Origin of the sequence: Pseudomonas vranovensis DSM 16006 (assembly GCF_000425805.1) — a bacterium.
GTDB lineage: Bacteria > Pseudomonadota > Gammaproteobacteria > Pseudomonadales > Pseudomonadaceae > Aquipseudomonas > Aquipseudomonas vranovensis.
Genome location: NZ_AUED01000003.1, coordinates 536,371 through 549,826 on the forward strand (window position 1 = coordinate 536,371; position 13,456 = coordinate 549,826).

Sequence of the window (13,456 nt, forward strand, 5' to 3'; positions counted from 1 at the left end):
GGGTGGGCGGGCATGGCGGCAGTGCCACAAGGCCCAGAAGGCGAGAATGATATGAACCAGCGGGTTTTCGCCAGAGCGAGCCCGCACCTTCGGGAACGAAGGGCGCAACAGCGGGCGGGGCATACACAGGGGCGAAGTCATGCCTGGATACTCCCACGCCAAGGAAGGTTCATTAAATCAGCCTTTGTATACCTTCAGATCATCAACGGCTAAACATACTGGTCGCCACCCGCAACCGTGCCGAGCGGGGGCAAATCTGCGACAATCGCAGCCCTTCCTATGCCAATCATGAAAAAGCAGGCTCACCTGCACAACTAAAAGCCCCCATGACTGACCACGCTATCGATCAACTGCTGAAAAACCTCGACCACGCCATGATTGCCGAGCGCCACCGCCTGCGCCGCCAATTGCATGAATTGCGCAAGCGCCCGGACGAGGCGAAGTTGGCCCAATGGGTGGAGAAGGTCCAGGCGTCCTGCGCCCAGGTCACCGCGCGCAAGGCCAGTGTGCCGAGCATCCGTTACGACGACAGCCTGCCGATTGCGGCCAAGCGGGACGAGATCAAGAAGGTCCTGGCCGAGCATCAGGTGTTGATCATTGCCGGGGAGACCGGCTCGGGCAAAACCACCCAGCTACCGAAAATCTGCCTGGAACTGGGCCGTGGCCAGCATGGCCTGATTGCCCACACCCAGCCACGGCGTATCGCGGCGCGCAGTGTGGCGACCCGGGTGGCCGAAGAACTCGGCACGCCGCTGGGGGCTTTGGTGGGCTATCAGGTGCGCTTTGAAGACCAGAGCGATGCCAACACCCTGGTCAAGCTGATGACCGACGGCATCCTGCTGGCTGAAACCCAGCACGACCGTTTTCTCGAGCGCTACGACACCATCATTGTCGACGAAGCCCACGAGCGCAGCCTGAACATCGACTTCCTGCTCGGCTACCTGAAGACCCTGTTGCCGCGTCGCCCGGACCTCAAGGTGATCATTACCTCGGCGACCATCGACCTGGAGCGTTTTTCCAAGCACTTCAACGATGCGCCGATCATTGAAGTGTCCGGCCGCACCTACCCGGTGGAAACCTGGTACCGGCCGCTGACCAGCGAGCAGGACGAGGAGGGCAACCGGGTCGAAGACGACCTGACGGTGGACCAGGCCATCCTCGCCACCCTCGACGAAATTGCCGCCTTCGAGCGCAGCCAGGGCAAGGGGCCGGGCGATGTGCTGGTGTTCTTGCCAGGTGAGCGCGAGATTCGCGACGCCGCCGAAATGCTGCGCAAGGCCCAGCTGCGCCACACCGAAATCCTGCCGTTGTATGCGCGCCTGTCGCCGGCCGAGCAGCAGAAGATCTTCCAGTCCCATCCGGGCCGTCGCGTGGTACTGGCGACCAACGTTGCCGAGACCTCGCTGACAGTGCCGGGCATTCGCTACGTAATCGACAGCGGCACCGCACGCATCAGCCGCTACAGCTACCGCGCCAAGGTCCAGCGGCTGCCGATCGAGGCCGTGTCCCAGGCCAGCGCCAACCAGCGCAAGGGTCGCTGCGGGCGGGTGGAGCCGGGCATCTGCGTGCGCCTGTACAGCGAGGAAGACTTCAACGCCCGCCCGGTCTTCACCGACCCTGAGATCCTGCGCACCAACCTGGCTGCAGTCATCCTGCAAATGCTGCACCTGCGCCTGGGCGAGATCGACGCGTTCCCGTTCATCGAGCCGCCAGATGGCAAGGCTATCAGCGACGGCTTCAACCTGTTGCAGGAGCTCTCGGCGGTCAACCGCGAGAACCAGCTGACGCCGCTGGGCCGGCAACTGGCGCGCCTGCCGGTCGACCCGCGCCTGGGCCGCATGCTGCTCGAAGGTGCCAAGCAGGGCAGCCTCAACGAGCTGTTGATCGTCGCCAGTGCCCTGTCGGTGCAAGACCCGCGCGAGCGTCCGCCCGAGCGTCAGCAGTCTGCCGACCAGGCCCATGCCCAATGGAAGGATGTCGACTCGGACTTCGCCGCCCTGGTCAATCTGTGGCGTGGCTTTGAAGAGCAGCGCCAGGCCTTGACCGCGAGCCCCTTGCGCAACTGGTGCCGCAAGAACTTCCTCAATTACCTGCGCCTGCGTGAATGGCGCGATGCCCACCGGCAGTTGAGCCTGATCTGCCGCGACCTGCAGTTGAGCATCAACAAAGAACCGGCCGACTACCCGAGACTGCACAAGGCAATCCTTTCGGGCCTGCTCAGCCAGATCGGCCAGAAGACCGAGGACGGTGATTACCTCGGTGCGCGCCAGCGACGCTTCTGGGTGCATCCGTCGTCGGGGCTGGGGAAAAAGCGCCCGCAGTGGATCATGACCGCAGAGCTGGTGGAAACCACCAAGCTGTATGCGCGCATGGTGGCCAAGATCGAGCCGGACTGGATCGAGCCACTGGCAGGCCACCTGATCAAGAAGAACCACTTCGAGCCGCACTGGGAGAAGAAACGTGGCCAGGTGGTGGCCTTCGAGCAGGTCACGCTGTACGGCATGATCGTGGTCGGTCGGCGCCCGGTACACTTCGGGCCGATCGACCCGGTGATGTCCCGCGAGCTGTTTATCCGCGAGGCGCTGGTGGGCGGCGAGATCCAGTCCAGGGCCAGGTGTCTGGCGGCCAACCGGCAACTGCTCGAACAACTTGACGAGCTGGAGGCCAAGGCCCGTCGCCGCGACATCCTGGCCGACGAGGAAACCCTGTACGGCTTCTATGAAGCGCGCTTGCCGGCTGAAATCCACCAGACCGCCACCTTCGACAGCTGGTACCGGGTCAACAGCCAGAAAGACCCGCAGCTGTTGATAATGCGCGAGGAAGACGTGCTGGCTCGGGAGGCCAGTGAAGTGACGGCGGCGCAGTACCCCGACACCTTGCGCCTGGGCGAACTGAGCCTGGCCTTGAGTTATCACTTTGAGCCCAACCATCCACGCGACGGCGTTACGGTGCGGGTACCGGCGCCATTGCTGCCGAGTCTGCCGGGTGAGCGTCTGGAATGGTTGGTTCCGGGCTTGCTCGAAGCCAAGTGCATTGCCCTGGTGCGCAACCTGCCCAAGGCCTTGCGCAAGAACTTCGTGCCGGTGCCGGACTTCGTCAAGGCCGCCCTGCAGCGCATGACCTTTGCCGAAGGCTCGTTGCCCCAGGCGCTGGGGCGTGAACTGCTGCGCATGACCGGGGCGCGGGTCAGTGACGAGGCCTGGGCCGAAGCGGCAGGCCAAGTGGACAATCACCTGAAGATGAACCTGGAAGTGGTCGACGCCCGGGGCAAGTTCCTGGGTGAAGGTCGCGATCTTGCCGAGTTGACTGCACGCTTTGCCGCGGCAAGCCAGGCTGCGCTGGCGGTGCCGCAGACGGAAAAGAGTCAGCAACCGGTGCAGGCCAAGGCGTTTGCCCAGGTGGCCGAGACAGCGCAACAGAAGATTGCCGGCCTGTCGATGACGGTCTACCCAGCCTTGGTGGAAGAGAACGGCACGGTCAAGGAAGGGCGCTTCTCGACCCTGGCCGAGGCCGAGTTCCAGCACCGCCGCGCCTTGCAGCGGCTGTTGCTGCAGCAGTTGGCAGAGCCTGCCAAGTTCCTGCGCGGCAAGCTGCCGGGGCTCACTGAACTGGGCCTGCTGTACCGTGAACTGGGGCGCATCGAGGCGCTGGTCGAGGACATCCTGCTGGCCAGCCTCGACAGTTGCATCCTTGAAGGTGAAAGTACCCTGCCTCGCGATGGTGCGGGCCTGGCGACGCTGGCCGAGCGCAAGCGCGGCAGCTGGACCGAGCACGCCGAGCGCCTGGCACGCCTGACACTGGAGATCCTCAAGCTCTGGCACGGCCTGCAAAAGCGCTTCAAGGGCAAGATCGACCTGGCCCAGGCCGTGGCACTCAACGATATCAAGCAGCAACTGGGCAACCTGGTGTACCCGGGCTTTGTCCGCGAAACCCCGGGGGTGTGGCTCAAGGAGTTGCCGCGCTACCTGAAGGCCATCGAACTGCGCCTGGAGAAGCTTGGCAGCCAGGTGCAAAAGGACCGGGTGTGGAGCGGCGAACTGGGCAACCTGTGGACCCAATACAAGAGCCGCGCCGACAAGCATGCCCAGGAGGGCAAGCGCGATGAACAACTGACGTTGTACCGCTGGTGGCTTGAGGAATACCGGGTTTCACTGTTCGCCCAGCAGTTGGGTACCAAGGTGCCGGTTTCCGACAAACGACTGAGCAAGCAGTGGGGCCAGGTGGAAGCCTAACCCCGGCAGTTGTGGCACACTTGGACGATATCCGCCGCGTCCCCCGGATTTTTCAGGGGCTGCGCGGCGCCAGAATCAAGTACAGCGCAGTGATCCCTGATTGGGGTCATTGCCAGATCAACTTGGTACCTTGGTACCAATAAAAAACGACCGAACAGAGGAACGACCGTGCATAACGTCGTCATCAGCGGCACCGGCCTGTACACCCCGGCCAACAGCATCTCCAACGAAGAGCTGGTGGAATCCTTCAACGCCTATGTGCAGCAGTTCAACGCTGACAACGCCCAGGCCATCGAGCGCGGCGAAGTGCAGGCCCTGGCCGAGTCCAGCGCCGCGTTCATCGAAAAGGCTTCCGGCATCAAGAGCCGCTTTGTCATGGACAAGGCCGGTATCCTCGACCCGCAGCGCATGGCGCCACGCCTGCCCGAGCGGTCCAATGATGAACCTTCGATCCTTTGCCAGATGGCCGTGGCGGCTGCCGAACAGGCGCTGGAACGCGCCGGCCGCACTGCCGCCGATGTCGACGCGGTAATCGTTGCCTGCTCCAACCTGCAGCGCCCATACCCGGCTATCGCCATCGAAGTCCAGCAGGCCCTGGGCATCAACGGCTTCGGCTTCGACATGAACGTGGCATGCTCCTCGGCCACCTTCGGCATCCAGACTGCCTGCAACAGCGTGCAGCTGGGCCAGGCTCGCGCCGTGCTGGTGATCAGCCCGGAAATCTGCACCGGCCACCTCAACTTCCGTGACCGCGACAGTCATTTCATCTTTGGTGATGCAGCCACTGCGGTGCTGGTCGAGCGTGCCGACCTGGCGACGTCGGCGCACCCGTTCGACATCGTCAGCACCAAGCTGCTGACTCAGTTCTCCAACAACATCCGCAACAACTTCGGCTTCCTCAACCGGGCGGCCGAAGAGGGTATCGGTGCGCCCGACAAACTCTTCGTCCAGGAAGGCCGCAAGGTGTTCCGCGAGGTCTGCCCGATGGTCGCCGAGCTGATTGGCCAGCACCTGGCCGAGAACAACCTCAACGTCAGCGACGTCAAGCGCTTCTGGCTACACCAGGCCAACCTGAGCATGAACCACCTGATCGTCAAGAAGCTGCTGGGCCGCGACGCCCTGGAAGAAGAAGCGCCGGTGATTCTCGATACCTACGCCAACACCAGTTCGGCCGGCTCAGTGATTGCACTGCACAAGCACCAGGACGATCTGCCCAAGGGCTCGCTGGGTGTACTCAGTTCCTTTGGTGCCGGCTACTCGATCGGCAGCGTGATTCTGCGCAAGCGTTGAGTGCGGCTGTAACAAACCGCGCGGTTCACTGTCCATTGGGCTCGTTCAGGAAGAGGTGGCGATGACGGTCGAGTCCGATGCACGCTTGCTTGAACGCCTGTTGCTCGGCGAGCAACAGGCGTTCAAGGAATTGGTGAGCACTTACCAGGGCGCCATGCGCGCCGTGGCTTATGCCATCCTCGGCAGCCGCCAGGCCGATGAAGCCGTGCAGGATGCCTGGCTGGCCGTGGTGCGCGGCTTGCCGGGCTTTCAGGGGCGCTCAAGCCTCAAGACCTGGCTGCTGACCATTACCGCCAACGCGGCCAAGAATCGCTACAAGCAGAACCGCCGCGAAGTGCTGCTTGATGATCTCCCGTCCCCCCACGGCAGCGTCGGCGATGACCGGTTCGCCAGTGACGGTCATTGGCTGCTGGCGCCTCATGCCTGGCACCAGGACTCTCCAGAAGCGCTGCTGAGCCAGGACCAGTTGCGCGAATGCCTGGAGCACACCTTGCTCAGCCTGTCGCAGCTGCAAAGCAGCGTGCTGGTTCTGCGCGAGCGCCAGGGACTGGAACTGGAGGAGATCTGTAATCTTCTCGACATCTCGCTCTCCAATGTCCGCGTGCTGTTGCACCGGGCGAGGCTGAAGGTCTTCGCCACCCTGGAACACTTCGAGGAAACCGGCCAATGCTGAGCTGCAAGGACCTGGTCGCCCGCTCAAGCGATTACCTGGATGGCCAACTGACCCTGGGCGAGAACCTGCTGGCACGCCAGCATCTGCTGTTCTGCAAGAATTGCCGGCGGTTCATCAAACAGATGCGCCTGGCCCAGGCGACGATCAAGGCACTGCCCGAAGCGCCGGTAGACGATGTCGATGAAATCGTCCAGCGCCTGACAGACGCCCGGCGCGAGCAAAAAAGCCGCTGAAAGCCCGCCCGGAGGCCCTGCAATGGGGCTTTCAGGCTTATTTCCTTTCGAAGTAAAAAAGTTCCGTTGTCATAAAACATTTATATAAAAGCCACTGATCTGACATAAGCCCCCGCCAAGATTCCTCCCCAGCACAAGTGGCCCAAGCCGCGTGTTTTTCCAACATTATCAAGACCATAAAGTAGGGGAGCTTCTTCGATGATCCGTAAGCACTTCGCAGGTTTCGCAGCCAGCGCCTTGGCAATGGCCGTTACCGCCCAGGCTTTCGCGGGTACCGTGACCACCGACGGCGCCGATATCGTAGTCAAGACCAAAGGTGGCCTCGAGGTCGCTACCACCGACAAGGAATTCAGCTTCAAGCTGGGCGGTCGTATCCAGGCTGACTACAGCCGTTTTGACGGTTTCTACACCAACAACGGCAACACCGCGGACGCCGGTTACTTCCGGCGCGCCTACCTGGAACTGGGCGGCGTGCTGTACACCGACTGGGCCTATGCGATCGCCTACGACTTCTCGCACAACTCCGGCGGTGACAACCGCTCCGAAGATGGTTATTTCGACGAAGCGTCGCTGGCCTACAACGGCTTCAAGCCGGTCTCGATCAAGGTTGGCCGTTTCGACCCTGAGTTTGGCCTGGAAAAAGCCACCAGCTCCAAGTGGGTCACCGCTCAAGAGCGTACCGCCGCGTACGACCTGGTCGACTGGACCAACTCGCACAACGGCGGCATGGGCCTGCAGGCCTCCGGCAACGCCGGTGACTCGCTGTACGGTTCGGTCGGTGTGTTCGCCAAGGACGCTACCAACCAAGACAAGGACGGCGACAGCACCAAGCAGTTCAACCTGCGCGGCGTCTTTGCCCCGATGCACGAAGCTGGCAACGTTCTGCACTTTGGCGTCAACTACGCCCAGCGTGACCTCTCCGACACCGCGTTCGACGGCCGTATCCGCAGCCGCCTGGGCATGCGTGGCGTGAGCACCGATGGTGGCCAGGATGCCGGCAGCAACGGTAACCGCCTGACCCTCGGTGGCGCCAACAACTCCCCGGTCGGTTCCTACGACACCGACAAGGCGTGGAACCTGGAAGCCGCCTGGGCCATGGGCCCGTTCTCGGTACAGGGTGAATACATCAAGCGTGAAGTCGAAGCCGACAGCGCTGCCTTCTCCGACATCAAGGCCGACGGCTACTACGGTCAACTGGCCTACACCATCACGGGTGAGTCCCGTGGCTACAAGCTGGGCAAATTCGACGCCATCAAACCGTCGAACAAGCAGATCGGTGCCTGGGAAGTCTTCTACCGCTACGACCACCTGAGCGTCGACGACGACAACGGTGCGTTCGCCAACATCGACGACGTCGAAGCCAAGGTCCACAACGTGGGTGTGAACTGGTACGCCAACGAATCGATCAAGCTCAGCGGCGTGTACGTCAAGGCTAATGTCGACAACGCCGAGAACGCTGCCGGCGACGACAGCGGCGACGGTTTTGTAATGCGCGCGCAGTACGTGTTCTAAGCAACATCGCTCCTCATCCGTTAGATCTTCAGCCCCGCTCTGGCGGGGCTTTTTTTCGTCCGCATGAAGAGGCAGACTGCGCCCATGCCCAACCTCATCCTGCCTCGCCTCGCCGACCTCACACCTGCCACCTGGGATGCCCTGGTGCCGGGGGAACAGCCATTTTTGCGCCATGCCTTCCTGAGCAGCCTGGAGGACAGCGGCAGCGTCAGCGGCCGTACCGGCTGGACGCCGGCCCATCGCCTGCTCACCGATGCCGCGGGACAGGTGCAGGCGGCCCTGCCGGCCTATGTGAAAACCCACTCCTTTGGCGAATATGTCTTCGACCACGGCTGGGCCGATGCCTGTGAGCGGGCCGGGATTGCCTATTACCCGAAGCTGCTGTGTGCCGTGCCGTTTTCACCGGTCACTGGCTCACGCCTGTTGGGCGATGCCCACGCGTGTGGGACCTTGATCGATCTGCTCGGCGAGGCGCTGTTCGAGCAAGGGTTGTCTGGGGCGCATGTCAACTTCACCGATGAACAGGGTGATGCGGTGATGCGCAGCCGTGAAGGCTGGATGGAGCGCCTGGGCTGCCAGTTTCATTGGCGCAACCAGGGCTATCGGGATTTCCAGGACTTTCTCGACAGCCTCGCCTCCCGCAAGCGCAAGCAAATGCGCAAGGAGCGCGAGCAGGTGGCGGGGCAGGGGATCGAATTTCGCTGGATGCGGGGTGATGAACTCAGTGAGGTGCAGTGGGATTTTGTCTTTGCCTGTTATGCCAACACCTATGCCGTGCGGCGGCGCGCGCCGTACCTGACGCGCTCGTTCTTCAGCTTGCTGGCCGAGCGCATGCCCACAGCGATCCGGGTGGTCATGGCGCGCCAGGCCGGGCGTGATGTGGCCATGGCATTCAGCCTGGTCGGCGGCGACAGCCTGTATGGTCGGTACTGGGGCTGCCTGGATGAGTTCGACCGGCTGCATTTCGAGACCTGTTTCTACCAGGGCATGGACTTCGCCATTGCCGAGGGGTTGCAGCGCTTCGATGCCGGGGCCCAGGGCGAGCACAAGTTGATTCGCGGGTTCGAGCCGGTGATTACCCGGTCCTGGCATTACCTGTTGCATCCAGGCTTGAGGCGGGCGGTGGAGGCGTTCCTGGAACAGGAGCGGGCGGGGGTGATGGCGTATGCAGAGGATGCGCGTACGGCGTTGCCTTATCGGCAGGTGTGAGGGCATTATCGCGGGGCAAGCCCGCTCCCACAGGCGCTGCCTGGACAGGGCATTGTGGTAGCGGGCGTGCCAGCGATGAACGCACAGCAGATTTCAGTCGATGCCCACAAACCCACCGGTCTGGTGATGCCACAACCGCGCATACAAGCCCTGGTGAGCCAGCAACTCGGCATGGCTGCCCATCTCGGCAATGCGGCCCTTCTCGAGCACCACCAGGCGATCCATGCGGGCGATGGTCGACAGGCGGTGGGCAATGGCGATCACCGTCTTGCCTTGCATCAGGGTTTCCAGGCTCTCCTGGATCGCCGCCTCGACTTCCGAGTCCAGCGCCGAGGTCGCTTCGTCCATGATCAGGATCGGCGCGTTCTTGAGCAGTACCCGGGCAATGGCGATGCGCTGACGCTGGCCGCCCGACAATTTCACCCCACGCTCACCCACATGGGCATCGAAGCCGGTACGCCCCTGGGCGTCTGACAGCTGCGGGATGAACTCGTCGGCGCGGGCCCGGCGCACCGCCTCCCAGAGGTCTTCTTCACTGGCGTCCGGGCGACCGTACAGCAGGTTGTCGCGGATCGAGCGGTGCAGCAGGGAGGTGTCCTGGGTGATCATGCCGATCTGTGCACGCAGGCTGGCCTGGGTTACCTGGGCGATGTCCTGGCCGTCGATCAGGATGCGACCGCTCTCCAGGTCGTACAGGCGCAGCAGCAGGTTGACCAAGGTCGACTTGCCAGCACCCGACGGGCCGATCAGGCCGATCTTCTCGCCGGGACGGATCTCCAGGTTCAGGCCGTCGATGATCCGGCTGCCCTTGCCGTAGTGAAAGCCCACGTTCTCGAACTTCACTGCGCCGCGGTCGACCATGAGGCTCGGGGCGTTGGGCGAGTCGGTCACGCTGACCGGCTGGGCGATGGTCTGCAGGCCGTCCTGGACCATGCCGATGTTCTCGAAGATGCCGTTGACCACCCACATGATCCAACCCGACATGTTGACGATGCGGATCACCAGGCCGGTGGCCAGGGCAATGGCGCCGACACTGATCAGCGACTGGGTCCACAGCCACAGCGCAAGGCCCGTGGTGCCGACGATCAGCAGGCCGTTGAGGCTGGTAATGACCACGTCCATGCTGGTGACCACGCGGGCGGCCAACTGGGTTTTTTCGGTCTGCTCGCTGATGGCTTCGCGGGCGTACTGTTGTTCGTAGTCGGTATGGGCAAAGAGTTTGAGGGTGGCGATGTTGGTGTAGCCATCGACGATCCGGCCCATGAGCTTGGAACGGGCGTCGGAGGAGACCACCGCCCGGGCCTTGACCCGTGGCACGAAGTAATAGAGCGCGCCGATATAGCAGAGGATCCAGGTGATCAGTGGCAGCATCAGGCGCCAGTCGGCCTCGGCAAACAGCACCAGCGAGCTGATGGCATAGATCAGTACATGCCAAAGGGCATCCACCGCCTGCACCGCCGAGTCGCGCAGCGAGTTGCCTGTCTGCATGATGCGTTGAGCGATACGCCCGGCGAAGTCGCTCTGGAAGAAGTTCAGGCTCTGCTTGAGCACGTAAGTGTGGTTTTGCCAGCGAATCATGCTGGTCATGCCGGGGCTGATGGTCTGGTGGACCAGCAAATCGTGCAGGCCGACGAACACCGGCCGCAGGATCAGCGCCACCACCAGCATCCACAGCAGTTCACCGGCGTGCTCGCTGAAGAAATTGATGTTCGGAGTGCCCTGGGCCAGGTCGATGATCCGGCTCAGGTAGCTGAACAGCGCCACTTCGATCAGTGCGCCAACAAGACCGACCACCAGCAGGGCGGCAAAGCTTGGCCACACCTGGCGCAGGTAGTAGAGGTAGAACGGCAGCACCGTACTGGGCGGTGCTGCGCTGGGCGCTTCTCGGAAGATATCGATCAGCTTTTCGAAGCGGCGGAACAACATGAACGGGGTAACTCCTGTCTGGTCGACCCAAAGGCCTTGGTTCACGTCCCTGTGAAACCTTGGGATCAGTCGATGCGTTTGGCCGACTTGATGAATACCGGGTCAACCGGCACATCACGCATGCCTTTCTTGACGGTGGTTGGCGAGTTGACGATCTGGTCGACTACATCCATGCCCTTGACCACTTTGGCGAACACGGCATAACCGGCATCGCGGCCCGGGTCGAGGAAGGCGTTGTCGGCCACGTTGATAAAGAACTGGCTGGTGGCCGAATTCGGGTTGGAGGTACGCGCCATCGACAGCGTGCCACGGGTGTTGTGCAGGCCGTTGCTGGCTTCGTTACGGATCGGGTCCTTGGTGGGCTTTTGCACCATTTGCTCGGTAAAGCCGCCACCCTGGGCCATGAAGCCTGGAATCACCCGGTGGAAAATGGTGTTGTTGTAGAAGCCGCTGTCCACGTATTGGAGGAAGTTCTTGCTGCTGATCGGCGCCTTGACCGGGTCCAGTTCCACTTCGATCTGGCCGAAGCTGGTGTCGAGCAGTACGTGAGGCGCCTTGTCGGCAGCCATCAGGCTGGTGGCGAAGACGACCGAGCAGGTGGCGAGCAGGAGTTTTTTCAGCATGGGCTCAATGTTCCTTGAGGGGTGGTGGACGCTGCCAGAAACTGCAGCAGCGTCTGATTGAAAACCTGGGGTTGGTCCAGCGGCGTAGCGTGCCGCGAATCCTCGATGACCGCCAGTCGTGCCTGGGGAATCAGGCTGACATAGCGTTCTTTCAGTTGTACCGGGGTGTAATCCTGGTCGGCGCTGATGACCAGGGTAGGACAGCGGATCTGCCCGATGCGTTCGCTGACGCCCCAACCGACAATGGCGTCGAAGCTCGATAGATAAGCGCGTTTGTCGTTCTTAGCCCAGCGCTCGGCCATCGTGCGTCGCAGGCTTGCCTGCTCGGGTTTGGGGAACAGGCGGGCAGCCAGGGCCTTGCCAATGGTTTCAAGGCTCAGTGCGCGGGCCATGGCCCAGCGCTTGGCCCACCAGACCCAGTCGCTGCGGGTGCGGCGCTTGACCTCGGGGGCACTGTTGACGATGCACAGGCTGCGCAGCATTTCGGGGTGGTCGACCGCAAACTGGAACCCCACCATGCCACCCATGGACAAACCCACCAGATGCACCGGGCCGGTTTGCAGGTGTTCGAGCAGGGCCAGCAGGTCGGCACTGAAGCTTGCGATGCTGTAGCGCTCGCGGGGCTTGTCGGAGCGCCCGTGGCCGCGGATATCCATCAGGATCACCCGGTAGTGCCGGGCAAGGGTTGGCACCTGCATTTCCCAGTCCTGGCAACTGGAGCCCAGGCCATGCAGCAGCACCAGTGGGTCGCCCTGGCCGTATTCCTCGTAGTGCAGCGAGCAACCTTCGTGTTCGAAATAGGCCATGGGCGTGATTCCTGTCAGGCTTGGGCGGGGGCGGCGAAGGGCACATCCAGCGGTGCGGTATCGAAGTTGCGCAGCAACTCGATGAGAATCTGTGTGGCCGGGCCCAGGGGTTTGTCCTTGTTGGAGTAAAGGTAGAACAGTGGATGACGGCTGCCACCCTGATCCAGCGACAAGGGCTTGAGGATGCCTTCGCGCAGCTCGCGCTCGATCAGGTGGCGCGGCAGCCAGGCAAAACCCAGGCCGCTGCTGACGAAGGTGGCGGCGGTGGCCAGGCTGCCGACCGTCCAGCGCTGTTCGGCACCGAGCCAGCCGACATCGCGCGGCTGGGCTCGTCCCGAGTCGCGGATCACGACCTGCAACTGGCTTTCCAGGTCCTGGAAGCTTAGCTCCCGTCCAAGGCGATGCAGGCTGTGGTCAGGGTGGGCGACGGCGACGAACTCCACCGAGCTCAACTCGGTGCCCAGGTAGCCGGAGATATTGAAGCCGCTGATGGCAAGGTCGGCGATGCCTTCATGCAGCACCTCCTCGACCCCGGACAGCACCTCTTCGCGCAGCCGCACCCGGCAGCCACGGCTTTGCGGCATGAACGCACTCAAGGCGCGGACCAGGCGGGCATTGGGGTAGGCGGCATCGACCACCAGGCGCACTTCGGCTTCCCAGCCCTGTTCCATGTGATGGGCCAGGTCTTCGAGCTGGCTGGCCTGCTTGACCAGTTGCCGGGAGCGGCGCAGCAACACATTGCCGGCTTCGGTCAGCACCGCCTTGCGTCCGTCGATGCGCAGCAACGGCACGCCCAGTTGATCCTGCATGCGGGCCACGGTGTAGCTCACCGAGGATTGCGAGCGGTGCAGGGCTTCGGCCGCCTGGGCAAAACCACCGTGGTCGACCACCGCCTGAAGGGTCCGCCACTGATCCAGGGTAACGCGCGGCGCTTTCATCTTCGGCTCCTGTT

Annotated in this window: 10 protein-coding genes; 6 read left to right on the forward strand and 4 right to left on the reverse strand. The window is 62.8% G+C overall.

The annotated features are described in order from the left end of the window. Window positions 1-326: 326 nt before the first annotated feature. From hrpA to H621_RS0109575, 6 genes are all read left to right on the forward strand, one after another. A complete protein-coding gene (gene hrpA / locus H621_RS0109550) occupies window positions 327-4,232 on the forward strand; it encodes an ATP-dependent RNA helicase HrpA (protein ID WP_028943174.1) in 3,906 nt (1,301 codons plus the stop codon). A 168-nt stretch (window positions 4,233-4,400) separates the two neighbouring features. Further along, on the forward strand, window positions 4,401-5,522 hold the full coding sequence (locus tag H621_RS0109555; RefSeq protein ID WP_028943175.1) for a beta-ketoacyl-ACP synthase III: 1,122 nt from the start codon (window positions 4,401-4,403) through the stop codon (window positions 5,520-5,522). Between the two features lie 61 nt (window positions 5,523-5,583). Next, window positions 5,584-6,195, forward strand: coding sequence for an RNA polymerase sigma factor (locus H621_RS0109560; RefSeq protein WP_028943176.1), 612 nt, complete (start codon window positions 5,584-5,586; stop codon window positions 6,193-6,195). After that, on the forward strand, window positions 6,189-6,428 hold the full coding sequence (locus tag H621_RS0109565) for an anti-sigma factor family protein (RefSeq protein ID WP_028943177.1): 240 nt from the start codon (window positions 6,189-6,191) through the stop codon (window positions 6,426-6,428). Before H621_RS0109560 ends, H621_RS0109565 begins: the two co-directional genes overlap by 7 nt. Window positions 6,429-6,626: 198 nt before the next feature. Beyond that, window positions 6,627-7,940 carry an OprO/OprP family phosphate-selective porin gene (locus tag H621_RS0109570; RefSeq protein WP_028943178.1) on the forward strand — a complete coding sequence of 438 codons (1,314 nt, stop codon included), beginning with the start codon at window positions 6,627-6,629 and terminating at the stop codon, window positions 7,938-7,940. Between the two features lie 84 nt (window positions 7,941-8,024). Beyond that, the gene (locus tag H621_RS0109575; protein WP_028943179.1) at window positions 8,025-9,149 is read left to right on the forward strand and encodes a GNAT family N-acetyltransferase; all 1,125 of its coding nucleotides are present in this window, start codon (window positions 8,025-8,027) and stop codon (window positions 9,147-9,149) included. A gap of 93 nt (window positions 9,150-9,242) precedes the next feature. On the opposite strand, the gene H621_RS0109580 is transcribed toward H621_RS0109575, so the two are convergent. The 4 genes from H621_RS0109580 to H621_RS0109595 form a co-directional block, all read right to left on the reverse strand. After that, complete coding sequence (locus H621_RS0109580) at window positions 9,243-11,075, reverse strand: ABC transporter ATP-binding protein (protein WP_028943180.1); 1,833 nt, start codon at window positions 11,073-11,075, stop codon at window positions 9,243-9,245. Window positions 11,076-11,140: 65 nt separating this feature from the next. Next, window positions 11,141-11,698: a peptidylprolyl isomerase gene (locus tag H621_RS0109585; RefSeq protein ID WP_028943181.1), complete on the reverse strand. Its 558-nt coding sequence runs from the start codon at window positions 11,696-11,698 to the stop codon at window positions 11,141-11,143. Continuing rightward, on the reverse strand, window positions 11,692-12,504 hold the full coding sequence (locus H621_RS0109590; protein ID WP_028943182.1) for an alpha/beta fold hydrolase: 813 nt from the start codon (window positions 12,502-12,504) through the stop codon (window positions 11,692-11,694). Before H621_RS0109590 ends, H621_RS0109585 begins: the two co-directional genes overlap by 7 nt. A 14-nt stretch (window positions 12,505-12,518) precedes the next feature. Then, window positions 12,519-13,442, reverse strand: a complete 924-nt coding sequence (locus H621_RS0109595; protein ID WP_028943183.1) for a PA3225 family LysR-type transcriptional regulator — start codon at window positions 13,440-13,442, stop codon at window positions 12,519-12,521. Window positions 13,443-13,456: the final 14 nt, after the last annotated feature.

Excerpts from the sequence above, each read along its gene's own strand:
- hrpA (WP_028943174.1), top strand. The coding sequence starts at position 327 with ATGACTGACCACGCTATCGATCAACTGCTGAAAAACCTCGACCACGCC.
- H621_RS0109560 (WP_028943176.1), top strand. The coding sequence starts at position 5,584 with ATGACGGTCGAGTCCGATGCACGCTTGCTTGAACGCCTGTTGCTCGGC.
- H621_RS0109565 (WP_028943177.1), top strand. The coding sequence starts at position 6,189 with ATGCTGAGCTGCAAGGACCTGGTCGCCCGCTCAAGCGATTACCTGGAT.
- H621_RS0109570 (WP_028943178.1), top strand. The coding sequence starts at position 6,627 with ATGATCCGTAAGCACTTCGCAGGTTTCGCAGCCAGCGCCTTGGCAATG.
- H621_RS0109575 (WP_028943179.1), top strand. The coding sequence starts at position 8,025 with ATGCCCAACCTCATCCTGCCTCGCCTCGCCGACCTCACACCTGCCACC.
- H621_RS0109580 (WP_028943180.1), bottom strand. The coding sequence starts at position 11,075 with ATGTTGTTCCGCCGCTTCGAAAAGCTGATCGATATCTTCCGAGAAGCG.
- H621_RS0109585 (WP_028943181.1), bottom strand. The coding sequence starts at position 11,698 with ATGCTGAAAAAACTCCTGCTCGCCACCTGCTCGGTCGTCTTCGCCACC.
- H621_RS0109590 (WP_028943182.1), bottom strand. The coding sequence starts at position 12,504 with ATGGCCTATTTCGAACACGAAGGTTGCTCGCTGCACTACGAGGAATAC.
- H621_RS0109595 (WP_028943183.1), bottom strand. The coding sequence starts at position 13,442 with ATGAAAGCGCCGCGCGTTACCCTGGATCAGTGGCGGACCCTTCAGGCG.